19 protein-coding genes are annotated in these 15,491 nt (G+C 61.3%); 12 read left to right on the top strand and 7 right to left on the bottom strand.

Annotated features, from left to right (window positions below; genetic code table 11):
- Positions 1-75 precede the first annotated feature (75 nt).
- The 6 genes from ACZ9C1_RS01275 (at position 76) to ACZ9C1_RS01250 (ending at position 3,183) form a co-directional block, all read left to right on the top strand.
- A complete protein-coding gene (locus ACZ9C1_RS01275) occupies positions 76-567 on the top strand; it encodes a hypothetical protein (RefSeq protein WP_476253418.1) in 492 nt (163 codons plus the stop codon).
- Entirely contained in the window at positions 564-809 is a 246-nt protein-coding gene (locus ACZ9C1_RS01270; protein WP_258599055.1) for an AAA family ATPase, read from the top strand. The genes ACZ9C1_RS01275 and ACZ9C1_RS01270 overlap by 4 nt, the downstream gene beginning before the upstream one ends.
- A 140-nt stretch (positions 810-949) precedes the next feature.
- Positions 950-1,849: a DHHA1 domain-containing protein gene (locus ACZ9C1_RS01265; RefSeq protein ID WP_476253417.1), complete on the top strand. Its 900-nt coding sequence runs from the start codon at positions 950-952 to the stop codon at positions 1,847-1,849.
- A gap of 189 nt (positions 1,850-2,038) precedes the next feature.
- The gene (locus tag ACZ9C1_RS01260) at positions 2,039-2,224 is read left to right on the top strand and encodes a hypothetical protein (protein ID WP_476253416.1); all 186 of its coding nucleotides are present in this window, start codon (positions 2,039-2,041) and stop codon (positions 2,222-2,224) included.
- A complete protein-coding gene (locus ACZ9C1_RS01255; RefSeq protein WP_476253415.1) occupies positions 2,221-2,736 on the top strand; it encodes a hypothetical protein in 516 nt (171 codons plus the stop codon). Before ACZ9C1_RS01260 ends, ACZ9C1_RS01255 begins: the two co-directional genes overlap by 4 nt.
- A 186-nt stretch (positions 2,737-2,922) precedes the next feature.
- The gene (locus tag ACZ9C1_RS01250) at positions 2,923-3,183 is read left to right on the top strand and encodes a pyocin activator PrtN family protein (protein ID WP_476253414.1); all 261 of its coding nucleotides are present in this window, start codon (positions 2,923-2,925) and stop codon (positions 3,181-3,183) included.
- Between the two features lie 33 nt (positions 3,184-3,216).
- Here the strand turns inward: ACZ9C1_RS01250 and ACZ9C1_RS01245 are convergent, their stop codons facing one another.
- On the bottom strand, positions 3,217-4,194 hold the full coding sequence (locus ACZ9C1_RS01245) for a DUF6602 domain-containing protein (protein ID WP_476253413.1): 978 nt from the start codon (positions 4,192-4,194) through the stop codon (positions 3,217-3,219).
- Positions 4,191-5,312 (bottom strand): tyrosine-type recombinase/integrase, encoded by a 1,122-nt coding sequence (locus tag ACZ9C1_RS01240; RefSeq protein WP_476253412.1) that lies wholly within the window; start codon positions 5,310-5,312, stop codon positions 4,191-4,193. The genes ACZ9C1_RS01245 and ACZ9C1_RS01240 overlap by 4 nt, the downstream gene beginning before the upstream one ends.
- Positions 5,313-5,404: 92 nt before the next feature.
- On the opposite strand from ACZ9C1_RS01240, the gene dusA reads away from it, so the two are divergent.
- From dusA to ACZ9C1_RS01225, 3 genes are all read left to right on the top strand, one after another.
- On the top strand, positions 5,405-6,424 hold the full coding sequence (gene dusA / locus ACZ9C1_RS01235) for a tRNA dihydrouridine(20/20a) synthase DusA (RefSeq protein WP_476253411.1): 1,020 nt from the start codon (positions 5,405-5,407) through the stop codon (positions 6,422-6,424).
- Between the two features lie 213 nt (positions 6,425-6,637).
- Positions 6,638-7,558, top strand: a complete 921-nt coding sequence (gene tal, locus ACZ9C1_RS01230; protein WP_046856381.1) for a transaldolase — start codon at positions 6,638-6,640, stop codon at positions 7,556-7,558.
- A 191-nt stretch (positions 7,559-7,749) separates the two neighbouring features.
- Complete coding sequence (locus ACZ9C1_RS01225) at positions 7,750-9,603, top strand: alkaline phosphatase D family protein (RefSeq protein ID WP_476253410.1); 1,854 nt, start codon at positions 7,750-7,752, stop codon at positions 9,601-9,603.
- A 29-nt stretch (positions 9,604-9,632) separates the two neighbouring features.
- Here the strand turns inward: ACZ9C1_RS01225 and rssC are convergent, their stop codons facing one another.
- Together rssC and rssB are read right to left on the bottom strand one after the other, a co-directional pair.
- Positions 9,633-10,115, bottom strand: a complete 483-nt coding sequence (gene rssC / locus ACZ9C1_RS01220) for an anti-sigma factor antagonist RssC (RefSeq protein ID WP_023631332.1) — start codon at positions 10,113-10,115, stop codon at positions 9,633-9,635.
- The gene (rssB, locus tag ACZ9C1_RS01215) at positions 10,112-11,296 is read right to left on the bottom strand and encodes a two-component system response regulator RssB (RefSeq protein ID WP_102684499.1); all 1,185 of its coding nucleotides are present in this window, start codon (positions 11,294-11,296) and stop codon (positions 10,112-10,114) included. The genes rssC and rssB overlap by 4 nt, the downstream gene beginning before the upstream one ends.
- 269 nt (positions 11,297-11,565) lie before the next feature.
- Here rssB and ACZ9C1_RS01210 point away from each other — a divergent pair, with 269 nt between their 5' ends.
- The gene (locus ACZ9C1_RS01210; RefSeq protein WP_102684498.1) at positions 11,566-11,865 is read left to right on the top strand and encodes a PilZ domain-containing protein; all 300 of its coding nucleotides are present in this window, start codon (positions 11,566-11,568) and stop codon (positions 11,863-11,865) included.
- A gap of 48 nt (positions 11,866-11,913) precedes the next feature.
- Here ACZ9C1_RS01210 and ACZ9C1_RS01205 read toward each other — a convergent pair whose 3' ends face one another.
- Positions 11,914-12,621 carry an MlaA family lipoprotein gene (locus ACZ9C1_RS01205; RefSeq protein ID WP_476253409.1) on the bottom strand — a complete coding sequence of 236 codons (708 nt, stop codon included), beginning with the start codon at positions 12,619-12,621 and terminating at the stop codon, positions 11,914-11,916.
- Between the two features lie 328 nt (positions 12,622-12,949).
- On the opposite strand from ACZ9C1_RS01205, the gene ACZ9C1_RS01200 reads away from it, so the two are divergent.
- Positions 12,950-13,501, top strand: coding sequence for a phosphonoacetaldehyde phosphonohydrolase-related protein (locus ACZ9C1_RS01200; RefSeq protein WP_476253408.1), 552 nt, complete (start codon positions 12,950-12,952; stop codon positions 13,499-13,501).
- 123 nt (positions 13,502-13,624) lie between these two features.
- Entirely contained in the window at positions 13,625-13,888 is a 264-nt protein-coding gene (locus tag ACZ9C1_RS01195; RefSeq protein ID WP_031315272.1) for a DUF4404 family protein, read from the top strand.
- Between the two features lie 119 nt (positions 13,889-14,007).
- On the opposite strand, the gene queF is transcribed toward ACZ9C1_RS01195, so the two are convergent.
- Together queF and ACZ9C1_RS01185 are read right to left on the bottom strand one after the other, a co-directional pair.
- Positions 14,008-14,838 (bottom strand): NADPH-dependent 7-cyano-7-deazaguanine reductase QueF, encoded by an 831-nt coding sequence (gene queF / locus ACZ9C1_RS01190; RefSeq protein WP_476253407.1) that lies wholly within the window; start codon positions 14,836-14,838, stop codon positions 14,008-14,010.
- A 68-nt stretch (positions 14,839-14,906) separates the two neighbouring features.
- Positions 14,907-15,425 carry a cupredoxin domain-containing protein gene (locus tag ACZ9C1_RS01185; protein ID WP_277503330.1) on the bottom strand — a complete coding sequence of 173 codons (519 nt, stop codon included), beginning with the start codon at positions 15,423-15,425 and terminating at the stop codon, positions 14,907-14,909.
- Between the last annotated feature and the right edge of the window lie 66 nt (positions 15,426-15,491).

Here is a 15,491-nt window from a genome sequence, read left to right as displayed (position 1 = left end):
CCCGGCCACCAGGGGCAACAAGCCCGCCACCGACTCTGACATTTACCGGTGGCGGGCCTTCTCGGAGCACAGTACATGCAACCGCATCAACAAATCCTCGCCATGGGCATCATTTGGCTTGCCACCTTGATCGTCGCGCCATACCTGTTCTCGAAGGCCCGCAGCCGCGCCTTCAGTCGTGGCGTGGAGATCGGCAAGGAACATCATAGAGCTGACCTAAAGCTGCAGCTCAAGACGCTCCGAGAGGAACTGGACGAAGCCCGCGTCCAGACCGAGGCAGACCAGCGTAAGCACCATCTGGCTGTGGCGTCCCTCAAGCGAACCATCACGGAGCTTGAAGAACGGATCATGTCCTACACAGGCATGCCGGTGACCAGAGCAGACTACGACAAGCTACTCGGCACTGCTGAGATGCTACGCCTGGCCCAACGCACGATGAGCGCCTTGATGGCGGCCCCACAAGCCGCGCGCGCTGCCGAACAAGCCACCGCCATAGACAACCTCGCCAAGCGAGTTCATTCCCACCTGCGTGCAACACCGGCAGCCACCACGGAGGCCGCAGCATGAGCACCAAAAGCGTACTCGTGATTGGCCCCCAAGGGTGCGGTAAGACCACTCAAGCCCCCGCGATCGCCAAGGCCCTGGGCCTCAGCAACATCCACGACAACTGGGAGCCCGGAGCAGCAGTTGCACTTCTGGACACCCTGGTACTGACCACCGCACGCGGGACTAATTGGCACTTCAAAGGGCGGACGATGACTTTCGACCAGGCCATGCAGATCGTCCAGCACCGAGGTGACGCAGCATGAAGACCCTATGCATCTATCACGGTAACTGCGCCGACGGGTTCGGCGCTGCCTGGACTGTGCGTCGCTGCTTGGGCGCAGAGAATGTCGAGTTCCTCGCCGGTCACCACGGCATGACCCCACCTGAAGTAACTGGCCGCACCGTGGTCATCGTCGACTTCTCCTTCCCTCTGGAAACGCTTCAGGTGATGGCCCAGCACGCCCAAGCCGTACTGATCATCGACCACCACAAAACCGCTGCCGAGGCCCTGGCCGACGTGGAGGCCGCCCCAATCCACTTTTACGCCTGGGCAGAAACCCTGCCTAAGCTCAGCGCCGTGTTCGACATGAACCGCAGCGGCGCCGGCCTCACCTGGGACTTTTTCTTCCCCTACAACCAGCGACCGGCCCTTATCAACCACATCGAGGACCGTGACCTCTGGCGCTTCAAGCTGGCAGGCACCCGCGAGATCCTGGCCAACCTGTTCAGCTACCCACAGGACTTCGAGGCCTGGGACAAGCTGATACAGCAGCCAATGAACGCTGCCATCGCTGCTGGGACAGCCATCAACCGAAAGCACCACAAGGACGTAGCCGACCTGGTAGCCAGCAGTAAGCGCCGGATGATCATCGCCGGTCATGATGTGCCAGTGGCGAACCTGCCCCATATCCATGCCAGTGACGCCGGTCACCTGATGGCACAAGGCGAGGAGTTTGCTGCCTGCTACCAGGACAGCACCGACCACCGTTACTTCTCCTTGCGCAGCAGCGATGAGGGAATGGATGTAAGCGAGATCGCCAAGCAGTACGGCGGCGGCGGACACCGCAATGCGGCGGGCTTCAAGGTGCCGTTAGACCATGAACTGGTACAAGGCGGCAAAGCCAATGAAGCCCTAGCGCTGGACGCAGATAACAGCGCAGTCGCTTGGCTCGGCCAGGCCGGGCTGTACCGCACTCGATTGGAAGCCTTGCAGAACGGCGAACAGCACCTCGAACCAGTTTCCGCCGACGAGCTATTCGAACTTGCTCGTAGCCACGTTCGAGAGGGCCACATCCATGCCTAATCCAACCCGCACCTGGCAGCTGATCAGCCTGATCTTGGCCTGCACGCTGATCGCTGCCCTGACCCAATTGCACCAGCCAGCCCCTGTTAACGCACAGAAAGGCACGTCACCGACTGTAAACAAAATCACCGGCTACGAGCACTTGGCCCTGAGCCCGAACGCCCGCCGCGCCCATGAGAGGTATTCGCTGTGATCACAACACAGGCCTACACCCCGAACACTCGCGACGCAAAGGGCATACAGACCTTCATGCGTCCCGCCATGGGCGTGTTCTGCGACGTCTGCGCCATCCCACGCACACGTGGCAACCATGAACGCTGCAGCAAGATCCGCCAGGCGGCAGGCTTCGCTACCCCACTGGAGCGCCAGGCATGAATGTAGACCTCTCAGAACTGAAGGCCCTCGCCACCGTAGCAAAACGCGCCCCATATGATCACGTCGCCGCGAACGACTACGGCATGGCGATGCCGCCAGCGGTAACCCTGGAGCTGATCGCCGAGATTGAGCGCCAACGCCTGATAAACGCCGAGGGCTGTAAGCCCGACAGCACCATCCAGCCCTTCGGCATGACCTGCGCCAGGGCAACGTCTTGCCACAGCCTCGACACAGCGGAGGGCTGCAAGCCCGACCTCATTCTCCTTCCCCCCGCCCTCCCAAGCTTCGTGGCATCGAGCATTCGCAAAGCCATGGAGCACAGCGCTGCCGGCGGGATTGATGCGGAGATAAGCATTGGCACCACGCGGTTACGGGTGACTTACCACGGGATCAAGTGGTACCACGACCTCCGACACTGCAATCAATGGGAGCCGCTGGCCATCGAGGAGTTCGACAACCAACTTAGCGCCGCACTGAACTACTACCAAGCCTTCGAGGTGGATCATGACTGAAGTACTCACTCGGCCTCGTCTAGCCACCCACAGCCTCGACCTACCTGCCATCTGTGATGTCTGCGGCAAAGGCAGGTCAACCCGTCGCCACATCAACTGCAGTCAGATTCGCCAACAGCGCGAGAGCGAAAAGTGGTCAGCGTACATGACCAACGTAGCTGCCAAACGAGCATTAAGGGGGCGAGCATGAACACAGCTTTCGTGCTGATGGCGCAATATAACAGCCAAGCAATCATCCCACTGGAGATAGTATGTAAAGACTATTTCAGGCACCTGACACCTGAGATGCTCCAGCGAAAGGTACTTGCTGGAAAAATCAAACTCCCCATCACTCGCATCGAGAACAGTCAGAAAAGTGCAAAAGGAATACACCTGGGTGATTTAGCTGACTATTTGGACGAACAACGGCGCATTGCCAACCGCGAATTGCAACAGCTAATACGCTAACTGATACCCGGCGCGTAACTCGCCGGGAACACCTCACTTGACCACGCCAACATCAATCCAACCCAAGTTATACCCATCATATTTATACGACAAGCGCTCGCCAGACTTTGCTTCGTCAATATACGAAAAGAATCGATTAAAATTATCTAACCCTAAAGTCAAGTGAAGCTCAGCAAGCAGCCAAGCCACCGTTCGATCCTTATCTCTATATAGCTCCCCCGTACTCGCAACCCTGGCAAAACGACCATCCTGGCTATACCATCCCAGGCCCAGTCGAGTGAAGTCTTGATCGCCACCAATTCCAGTTGGAAAATAGCAAAGATTTATCAGGGACTCATTATAAATCATCATACTACTAAGCAAGGGAAAGCAATCCAGCTCTTCCACCTTAACTGCTTCACTGTAACGCCTGGCAATTGCCGCGCGAATTTTTTCGGGATTAGTTACGGCTCGCCCATTTCGCTCATAGATACTCCACCCCATTGCAAGAAGAGTCGGGGACTCTACCTTTCCAGGCACATGATGGGACTTATAGAATTCCTGAGTTGCCTTCCATTTTCTACCGAAATCTATAAATCCATCTACAACTCCATTAACCTCCCCAAGACTCAAACTTCCTTTGACCTCGATAACAGCCTTGACAGACTCAGGCCTTAAAACCACAAAATCTTTGTCCCGAAATACTGGAGGATACATATTTGCATCGAAAACCAGAATATCGCACTGCTTAGATATTGTGAAAGCACTTTGATTCAGAGGGTCAAAATATTCATGAGGCTGATCATCTTCGTGCGGAAAAAGTACAAAACCTGTACCTACCTCCAGCGACCTAGGCAAGTAGTTCCGTATGGTTTCTGAGAGAATGCGCTCTTTATAGCTCCCCAAACTTGGATAGTGTGCACCTTTAATAATTTGAGCAAGCAGGTCAATGCGCGAAGAAAAGCTTTCTCCTAGTAGGGCAGCAAAACCCGTTAAATCACTTCGCCTGAGCATTTTTTCTTTAGAGCTCATCGCACCCGCGCCCCCAGGACGACCTGACTTTTGACTATCCTGTGTAGCCATTCCCACCCCTCATATCGATCTCCACGACCACGTAAGTGAGTATATCGTCGCAATGAATTCCAGTCGCGATGACCGGAAACACTGGATACCCTTGGAATGTCCCAGTCCATCTCAAACAACCGGCTCACTCCCTCGTGGCGCAAGTCATGGAAGTGCAGATCCTCAATCCCGGTCATCTTGCATGCCTTGGACCAAGCGGTGCCAATTGAATCAGTGTTGTACGGAAATATTTCTGCACACTCTCGTGGCATACTCTGCAAGATAATCCAAGCCTCATTTGGCAAATAACACCAAACGTCGTTGCCGATCTTCTGACCAGGGTTCTTCATATCCCGGACTTTCACTGCCTGCCGATGCTCATCCAGATCCTCCCACAGGATGCGGGTGATCTCATCCATCCGCCGGGTTGAATAAATCGCGAACGCCACCACCTTCGGCATGTGGATCACGCTGGGCCGCCGCTCCAGCATCTTGAAGAAGTGCTCCAGCACTTTGTCGATCTCATCCAACGTCGGCCGCCGATCCCGCTCACGGCTTCTCATGTTGTAGCCGAACTTCTTCAACACCAGGCGCGCATCGGACATTGCCTGGGGATCGATCTCAGACCCCCACGCCGCCCTGGCCAGGGACAACACCGATCCCAGATGTGCCAGGTCATTGCCAACCGTCTGCGGCTTGACTCCTCCCCCTTCTAGCCCCATGCGCCACAGCGCATAGTCCACCAGTACCTGCTGGGTGATATCGGAGTCCACGATCTCACCCAGGTAACTGTTCTTGATGGCATTCAACGTGCGTCGTTTCGTCTCGCCCAGCGGCCGGGCTTTCTCGGCCTCCACCAGGTAGCGCTCGATCATTTGCTTGACCGAGTGCCCTATCCGACTCGCGCGCTCGATCGCTCCCGGCTCTGCCAGCTCCGTCTCCCGTCGCTTCGCCCAGGCCACCGCCGCCTGTTTGCGGGCGAACGTCTGGCTCTCTTGGTAGACTGTCACCCTGTCGCGGTTGATGCGGATCTGAGCTGTGTAGCTGATGGTGCCGTCTGCCTTCTTACGGGGTCTGATCGTTGCCATGAGAATTGGTACACGTCCTGATTCGATTGGTACATTGTACCAAGCGCTTGGTAAAAACGCCCCAAAACCCCCGAAAATCGGTACGAAACACGTTGAACGAATACACCGCAAAATCAGACTCCAAGCCAGAAACCACGCGACCTGAGCCGTCCCGCCGCTTCTCCGTGGCGCCGATGATGGACTGGACAGACCGCCACTGCCGCTTCTTCCTGCGCCTGCTCTCCCAGCACGCCCTGCTCTACACCGAAATGGTCACCACCGGCGCCCTGCTGCACAACGACGCCCAGCGTTTCCTGCGCCATGACGTGTCCGAGCACCCGCTGGCCCTGCAACTGGGCGGCAGCGTGCCGGCGGACCTGGCCGCCTGCGCGCGCCTGGCCGAGGACGCCGGCTACGACGAGGTCAACCTCAACGTCGGCTGCCCCAGCGACCGGGTGCAGAACAACATGATCGGCGCCTGCCTGATGGGCCACCCGGCGCTGGTGGCCGATTGCGTCAAGGCCATGCAGGACGCGGTCAGCATTCCGGTCACAGTCAAGCACCGCATCGGCATCAACGGCCGCGACAGCTATGCCGAGTTGTGCGACTTCGTCGGCCAGGTACGCGACGCCGGGTGCCGCAGCTTCACCGTGCATGCGCGCATCGCCATCCTCGAAGGGCTGTCGCCCAAGGAAAACCGCGAGATCCCACCGCTGCGCTACGACGTGGCGGCGCAGTTGAAGGCCGACTTCGCGGACCTGGAACTGGTGCTCAATGGCGGCATCAAGACCCTCGACGAGTGCCGCACCCACCTGCAGACCTTCGATGGCGTGATGCTGGGGCGCGAGGCGTACCACAACCCGTACCTGCTGGCCGAGGTCGACCAGCAGCTGTTCGGCAGCGCGGCGCCGGTGGTCAGCCGGGCCGAAGCTATTGAAAAGCTGCGCCCGTACATCGTCGCGCATATGCAAAGCGGCGGCGCGATGCACCACATCACCCGGCATATCCTCGGGCTGGGCCAGGGCTTCCCGGGGGCGCGGCGCTTCCGCCAGTTGCTGTCGGCGGACATTCACAAGGCCAGCGAGCCGCTGAAGGTGCTGGACCAGGCCGCCGAGCTGCTGCAGGGGCGCTGAGGGAACCTGGGGCGGGGTTGGCACTCGAAGGCAATGCCTTTTGCTGCAGGCCCGGCGTGAGCCGGGGCTGCTTTGCAGCCTAATGCGGGCAAGCGCGCGCCTACAGAAGGATCGTGTTGCCTGCGAGGGCTTTCCCGATACGCCTGCGACGGGCCTTGAGTGGCTGTCGGGGCTCGGGTAATGTCGAGTCATTGCACAGGACAGAGCACGCCCATGACCTCCAAGCTGGAACAACTCAAGCAGTTCACCACCGTGGTCGCCGACACCGGCGACCTGGACGCCATCACCCGACTCAAGCCGGTCGACGCCACCACCAACCCGTCGCTGCTGCTCAAGGCCGCGGCCATCCCGGGCTACGCCGACCTGCTCAAGCAGGTCAAGGCCGACGCCAAGGGCAATGTCGACCTGGCCTGCGACAAGTTCGCGGTGTCGGTGGGCTCGGGCATTCTCAAAGTCATTCCAGGGCGCATCTCCACCGAGGTAGACGCGCGGCTGTCGTTCGACGAGCCGGCGCTGCTGAAAAAGGCCCGTCAGCTGATCGAGCTGTATGAAGCCGCCGGTGTGCCGAAAGACCGCGTGCTGATCAAGCTGGCCTCCACCTGGGAAGGCATCCGCGCCGCCGAGAAGCTGGAGAAGGAAGGCATCCAGACCAACCTCACCCTGCTGTTCTCCTTCGCCCAGGCCCAGGCCTGCGCCGACGCCGGGGTGTTCCTGATCTCGCCGTTCGTGGGGCGCATCTACGACTGGTACAAGAAGAGCACCGGCAAGGAATACGTCGGCGCCGAGGACCCGGGCGTGGTATCGGTCACGCGCATCTACGACTACTACAAGACCAATGGCTACAACACCGTGGTCATGGGCGCGAGCTTCCGTAATATCGGCCAGATCGAACAGCTGGCCGGCTGCGATCGCCTGACCATCAGCCCCGAGCTGCTGCAGCAGCTGTCGGACGACCAAGGCGATCTGCCGCGCATCCTCAAGCCGGGCAATGCCGGCGAGGCCAGGCAGCAGTTGAACGAGAGCCAGTTCCGATGGGCAATGAACGAGGACGCCATGGCCACCGAGAAGCTGGCTGAAGGCATCCGCCAGTTCGCCCGCGACCAGGAGAAGCTGGAAGCGCTGATGGCTGGCTGACAAAGCCTGATACATCTTCGGCTTGATCGACGGGCGGTTAATGCAGAGCATTTCCCGCCCGTTTTTCGTTGGGGTGGCCGATGACGCCATCGCGGGGCAAGCCCGCTCCCCCGATGAAAATAACGCATTCCCTGTGGGAGCGAGCTTGCCCCGCGATAGGGCCATCAGCATCACACGAACCTGAGCCATCCATGCCCGCCACCGCTTCACTCCCTCTTGTCCTCGCCGGCCCCATCCTCCGTCGCCTGGAACCCCAACGCCTGGCCATCTGGCTGGTCGGCTCGCAACCGCTGCAAGCCGAATTTCTCCTGGATCAGGCCGGCATCGGCGCCACTGTGCACTGCGAGATGATCCCGGTCGGTACCCACGCCTTCATACACCTGCTAGACATCCACTTCGATCAGCCGCTCCCCAGCGACGTGGCCCTGGAATACGACCTGCGCCTGGCCAACGGCCAAGGCATCGCCGACTGGGCCCCACACCTGCTCTACCCCGGCGCCAGCCGCCCCAGCTTCGTGCTGCGCGAACGCCTCGACCAGGTGCTCCACGGCTCGTGCCGCAAGCCCCATCATCCGGCTGTCGACGGCCTGCTGTGCGCCGACCGCCTGCTGGCCACCGGCCCGCGCCCCGAGGAGCGCCCCGCCGTGCTGCTGATGAGCGGCGACCAGGTCTATGCCGACGATGTCGCCGGCCCCATGCTGCGTGCCATCCACGGGTTGATCGAGCGCCTGGGGCTGTTCGACGAGGCGCTGGACGGCGCCCTGGTCGACAGCGGCGCCGCGCTGTACCGGCACCCGGCCTGCTATTACCACCGCGCCGACCTGCTGCCTGCCCAGGAAGGCAACGAGACCCTGCGTGAGCGCTTCTTCGGCGGCAAGCGCAAGCCGATCTTCTCCTCCAGCAACGCCGACAACCACCTGGTGACCTTCGCCGAAGTCATGGCCATGTACCTGCTGGTCTGGTCGCCGCTGCCCTGGTCGCTGGTGGGCATGCAGATGCCACCCGGCCTCACCGACAAGCGCCAGGCCCGCTACCGCCACGAGCTGCCGCTGATCGAGGCCTTTCGCGACGGCCTAGGCCAGGTGGCGCGGGTCATGGCCCACCTGCCCTGCCTGATGATCTTCGACGACCACGACATCACCGATGACTGGAACCTGTCGGCGCAGTGGGAACAGACCGCCTACGGCCATCCGTTCTCGCGGCGGATCATCGGCAACGCCCTGCTCGGCTACCTGCTGTGCCAGGGCTGGGGCAACGACCCGGACGGCTGCGCGGCGCTGGCCCGACAGTGCCGGCAGGTGGGCGAGGCGCGAGATGAACTGATTGGCGAACTGCTGCGCTTCCAGGGCTGGCAATACGCGCTGCCGAGCAACCCGCCGCTGCTGGTGCTGGACACCCGCACCCGGCGCTGGCGCAGCGAGCGCAATCTGGCCAAGCCTTCGGGCTTGCTCGATTGGGAGGCACTGAGCGAGCTGCAGCAGGCGCTGCTCGATCACCCGTCGGCGATCATCGTGTCGCCGGCGCCGATCTTTGGGGTCAAGCTGATCGAGACCGTGCAACGGGTGTTCAGCGCCCTGGGCTACCCGTTACTGGTAGATGCCGAGAACTGGATGGCGCACCGGGGCGCGGCGCAGGTGGTGCTCAATATCTTCCGCCACTCGCGCACGCCGGGGCATTACGTGGTGCTATCGGGCGATGTGCACTACTCATTCGTCTACGAAGTGCTGATCCGCCATCGCCAGAGCAGCCCGCACTTGTGGCAGGTGACCAGCAGCGGGATCAAGAACGAGTTTCCCCGGCGCCTGCTGGATGTGCTCGACCGGCTCAACCGCTGGCTGTATTCGCCGCGCTCGCCACTCAACTGGTTTACCAAGCGTCGGCAGATGGAAGTGGTGCCGCGTACGCCCAGCCGCAGCAACGCCGGGGAACGGCTGTGGAACAGCGCGGGGCTGGGGCAGGTATTCTTCGATGACCAGGGGCGGCCCGCGCGGGTGTATCAGTTGAATGCCGACGGTTCGCCGGCTACGGCGTTCATCAAGGACTGAAGCCATCGCGGGGCAAGCCCGCGATGGGGTCAGGATCTTTCCAGCGCGCTCACCAGGTCATGGAACGCCTCGCGGTTGGAGTCGTTCAAGCCCATGAGAATCTTGTGCGCCTCCAGCACCTTGGAGCGCACCACGCTCTCGTCCTGGTCCTGGGACGGCAGGTCGGTCAGGCACTCCGGGCACGGCACCGGGCGGTCGACGATGTTGAACACCTGGTCGAAACCCATGGACTGCAACAGCCGGGAGATGTCCGGGTTGGTGGTAACCACGGTCGGCAACAGGCCGACCTTTTGCCGGGACAGGATCGACAGCTTGGCCAGCAGGCCCAGGGTGGTGCTGTCGATGCTTTCGGTTTCGGTCAGGTCGATGACGATGGCCGAGAAGTTCAGCGCGGTGAAGATCTTCTCGATCGTCGCATCCAGTGCCGAACACAGGGTCAGGCGCACTTCACCGACAAATTTCAGAACGAAGGTCCCGCTTTGCTCGGCGAACTGGATTCTACCAGTACTCATTCAAGGTTCCTGCTCAACACCAATAGGGCGATATCATCCGGCATCTCCCCAAGCGTAGCCAATTCGAATCGTTGGCGCAGCCCCTCCAGGCTGCCCCCCGCCGCCTTGACGATTTCCGGCAAGGCAGCTTCCTTATCTTTGAGTGTGTCCCCGGGCAAAAGGTCCAGAATGCCATCGGACATCAGGGTGAGGCTGAACTGCGCTGGCAGTTCCAGCACCAGGTCCTGGTAGCTGGCCTCGTCGAACAACCCCACCGGCAGGCCACGGCCTTCAAGGTAGCGGGCCTGGCCCGGGGTATACAGCACCGGCAGCGGCAAGTGGCCGCCGACGCTGTAGGTGAGCAGGCCGGTGTCCTCGTCGATGACCCCACCGACCATGGTCACATGCTTGCCCAGCTTGCAGTTGATCAGACCACGGTTGATGTGGCTGAGCACCTGCGAAGGCTTGAACTCACGCATCTTGCCGCCACGCTTGAATTCGAACAGCAAGCGCGTGGTCATGAACTTGAGCAGCACCGTGACGAACGCCGACGAGGCACCATGGCCAGACACGTCCGCCAGGTAGAAGGCAATGCGCCGGTCGTCCACGCGGAAGTAGTCGGCGAAATCCCCCGACAGGTACAGCGACGGGATGATCTGGTGCTCGAAAGCGAAATCGCCGGCCACCCAGGGGTTTTCCGGCAGCATGTTCATCTGCACCTGGCGCCCGGCGGTCTGGTCCTCCTGCAGCAGGTGCAGGCTGGCCTCCAGTTCGCGGTTGGCGGCTTCGAGCTTCTCGCGGTAGCGCTGGTTCTCCAGCACCAGGCGCGATCGGTCGAGCGCGCGGCGCACCGAGTGCTCGAGCACGGCCAAGTCTTCCAGGGGCTTGATCAGGTAGTCCGCCGCGCCCAGGCGCAAGGCTTCGACCGCGTCGCTCATCACGCCGGCACCGGACACCACGATCACCGGCAACTGCGGCGCGAGCTCGCTGATCCGGCGGATCAGTTCGAGGCCGCCCATCTGCGGCATGCGCAGATCGCAGATCACGAGGTCGGGCTGGTGTGCTTCGAAGACCTGGAGGCCCTGCTGACCGTTGCCGGCCTGGAGGACGCTGAAGCCGCTGTCTTCCAGATAAGCGGCGAGGCTGGCACGGACCACCTCGTCGTCATCGATGATCAGCAGCGTTGCACTGGGTTTCTGCATGTGGGCGAACGGCGCCAGATTTGGGTTGGCGTAGCGGCTGTGGAGAAACGACAGACGGCTACTGGAATGCTCTCTAGCCACTCTCTACTTGAGTTGTAGGACAAGAAGACTGGTCCGGCAAATAGCGAGGTGCCCTGTAAGGCGCTGACGGTACTCCCATCCGCCTGGCGTTTCAAGCATGGGCAGGTAGACTTCCCTGCACTTTACAGGGCAAATCACCCGGCGTTATAAGAATGTGGAGCAGCGCAACCTGACGAAAGGATGCAAGCATGTCCCAGCACCCCGTGGATTACAGCGAAAAACGAGATTTCATTCGCATGCGTATCGATGCCGAGGTCCAGCTGCTGCAGGCCGACCAGGTGATCAGCGCTGTGTGCATCGACCTCTCCAGCACCGGCATGCAGGTGCAGGCGCCGCAGCGTTTCCAGGTAGGCGACCGCCTTGAGGTACGCATCGACTCCGACCACACGGCCCTCGCCGGGCTGCATGCCAGCACCGAAGTGGTATGGATCGCCGACCAGCCAGGCGGTGCGCAGCGCTTCGGCTTGCGCATCCTGGCCATGCATTGAACTGTTACGAAAAAGGCGACCCGAGGGTCGCCTTTTGCGTAAGCAGTGTCAGAAGTCGTCTTCGACCTCGCCGTCCTTGACCTTGAACTCGCGGTTCTGCAGGTAGGCGTTGCGCAGGAAGATGTATTTGTCGCCCTGCATCAGCTTCTCTGCCGACAGCAGGCTGGCGCGGGTATCGATCACGTCCAGGGCGAGGATCGAGTTGCGCGTCGGCACATGGTCGATGTAGCGGTAGGGCTCGGTGTAGGAGTCCGGGTACTTGGCCAGGCCGTCACGCACGGTGCTTGGGCCAAGGAACGGGATGACCACGTACGGTCCGCTGGGCACGCCCCAGTAGCCGAGGGTCTGGCCGAAGTCTTCATCGTTGCGCTGCAGGCCCATCTTGGTGCCGACGTCGAAGAAGCCACCCAGGCCGAAGGTGGTGTTGACGATCAGCCGCGCCGTATCGATGCCCGCCGCACGGGGCTTGAGCTGCAACACGTTGTTGGCCAGGTTGGTGACGTCGCCCAGGTTGCGGAAGACGTTGTGGATGCCATCTTCGAGGAACTGCGGGGTGACGTATTGATAACCCTGCGCCAACGGCTTGAGGGCATAGGTGTCGAGGACGTCGTTGAACCGGAAGATCGGCCGGTTCACCGCCTCCCAGGGATCCTCCTCCGTGGCTGCCTGAGTAGCCGCCACGGGCGCCAGCAGCAAGCTGGCGCAGACACAGGCCTGGGTGACTCGCTCGATCACTCCGGCACCGATCCTACGCATAGATGTTTCTCCATCGGATTTCACGGCGGCAACGGCCTTTGGCACGCTGCTCGATAGGGCGCAAGTATACTGGCTTGCTGACCGAACGATAGTTTTACATATCAGCGTCAAGAATTTGTGAACAACTGTAGGCTCTGTACGAAATGTATCTGCACTCGCCCATACTGCGTTGAAACGGGGCTCGGAATGCTCATGTACTCCAGTACACTGCGCTTCCTCCCCGTTTCGCCTTGTCTGGCCTTCGCGCAGACACATTTCGTACAGACCCTGGCCGTCATCCGTCGGTAACAATCGCTGGATAGCCTGCGGGTTATTTAGGGACGTTGCCATGCAAGACGCACCCGCCTTCACTGCTGTGCTGTTCGGCTTGCGCGGCTGCCTGGTACAGGCGACCGACGGCGGCCCCCTGCCCGCCCCCGGCGCCCTGGATTCCCTGCTTCGCCTGCGCTCGCAGCAGGTGCCGTGCATCTGGCTTGACGAACTCAGCGCCACCCTGGGCAAACGCCTGAGCAGCGTGCTGCCCGACTGGCTGCCGGGCCACTGCGCCAATGGCAGCAAATGGCCCACCCCCAATGCCTGCTGGCAGGCGCTGATGAACTTGCAAAGCCAGCGCCTGGACGGCTGCGTGCTGGTCAGTGGCGAGCCGCTGCTGTTGCAATCGGGGCTCAATGCCGGCCTGTGGACGGTGGGGCTTGCGGCCTGCAATCAGGGCTCGGCGCAATGGCAGGCACTGAGCCGGCAGGAACAGGAGTTGGCCCGCGGCAAGGCCACCCTGGCGCTGTTCGGCCTGGGCGTGCACTCGGTGATTGACCACCTCGAATCCCTTGATGCCTGCCTCGCGGATATCGCCCAGCGCCGGCAAAAAGGCGAGAAACCCTGATACATCCCCGTTGATACGGGTCATGCAAAGCGCCGGCAGGTGGATTACGCTAGAAGTCAGGCCCGAACCTTTGCCGCTTCGCTGAGGTCCATGCCTTGCCAAGTCATTGATGGAGTAAGAACAATGCCTGCCCGCGAACTGCAAGAGCGCCTGAATAGCCTGCGCGAGCAACTGGATCGCAATGTGCCGCTTTCGGAAGAGGAGCTGGCCAGCCTGCATGAAGAAGCCAGGCAGATCGAGGCCCAGCTGAAGCTTGAGGAAGCCACCCCGGACAACAACCTCGTCGACGGCGTGAACCTCGCCATCGAACGCTTCGAGGCCGAACACCCCGACCTTACCGCCACCCTGCGCAGCATTGCCAACTCGCTGCACAGCATGGGGATCTGAACCCAACGGGGCTGCGTTGCAGCCCATCGCCGGCAAGCCGGCTCCCAAAGGGATTGCGCCAATCTGCTCTCTGTGGGAGCCGGCTTGCCGGCGATGGGCCGCTTCGCGGCCCGGTTACATTACTGCCGCACCAACCGCAGGTTCTGTGGGTTGATCGCCCCGGTGCTGCGGTACGGGTTGATATCCAGCCCACCCCGGCGCACATACCGTGCATATACCGTCAGGTGCTCAGGCTTGAGCAGGTTCTTCAGGTCCAGGTAGATCCGCTCCACGCACTGCTCGTGGAAGTCAGCATGCTGGCGGAAGCTGATCAGGTAGGTCAGCAGGCTGGCATGGTCCAGTGCCCGCCCTTTGTATTCCACCACCACGCTGCCCCAGTCCGGCTGGCCAGTAACCGGGCAGTTGGATTTGAGCAGGTGGCTGTGCACGGTCTCTTCCACCACGCGATCCGCCGCGAAGCGCAGCAACTCAGGCTGCGGCTGCTCGTAATTGCTGATGCTCACATCCAGCGCATCGATGCACTGGCCCGGCAAGGCGCTCACGCCTTGGCCTTCGACCTCGGCCAAGGTGCTGACCTTGACCGCGACCGGTTTGCCCGCAGCGGCAGACAAGTCGTTCGCCAGGCACGCCTGCAACTCGGCCACCGAGGCGAACACGGTCTGGTTCAGCGAGTTGAGGTACAGCTTGAAGGACTTGGACTCGATGATGTTCGGCGAGTCGCAAGGGATGGCGAACTCGCCGATGGCCACCACCGGCTTGCCTGAGGGCAGCAGCCAGGAAAGCTCGAAGCAGTTCCAGAAATCCACGCCCTGCCACGGCAGCGCGTCGCCACTGACACCCAGCTCGGCCCACTTGGCCAGGCGCGGGATGGGGAACAGCAGCGAGGGGGTGTAGGTGGCGATGTATTCACTGGACTTGCCCAGCGGGGAGTGTTCGGCGGCGGGATGCATGGAAACTGACCTGAAGGTTCGAAATTGCCCCTAGTCTACCGGTTTTGCCTCCCGCCTTGGAGGCGATGTCACTCGATGGTCAGCGGCCCGACCATGCCGGCCTGGTAATGGCCCGGTACGTTGCAGGCGAACTCGATGGGCGCCGATTTGCGGAAGGTCCAGGTCAGCTCCGCGCGCTGGCCAGGCTGCACCAGCACGGTGTTGCCGGTGTCGTGGCCATGGCCGCCGCCCATCATCTGGCTGTGGTCCATCTGGCCATGGTCCATGCCTTCGTGATTCATGCTGGCGGTAAAGATCTTGCCCTGCATGGCGACCATTTCCTTTTGATGTGCGGCATGCATGGCCTTGTCGCCGAGATTGAACTCGTGGGGCAGCTTGCCTTCATTGACCAGCACGAAACGTACGGTTTCGCCGGCCTTGACCTTGATGCTCTTGGGTTCGAAGGCGATGTCCTTGAGCACCACCTCGACAGTGCGGGTGGCCTTGGCTGCCGGCGCCGGCTCGCCGAAAGCGAAGGGTTTGGCTTCGCCAGCGAAGGTGGGCAGGCTGGTCAGGGCAAGCGCGGCGGTGAGGAACAGGTGTTTCATGGGTGACTCCAGATCAATGCAGCGAAGATGGCGCCATTGTCGAAAAGGCTGGCTGGCAGCTGGCTG

The organism is Pseudomonas sp. TE21435, assembly GCF_056279265.1.
This window is presented reverse-complemented; position numbering and strand designations above follow the sequence as displayed.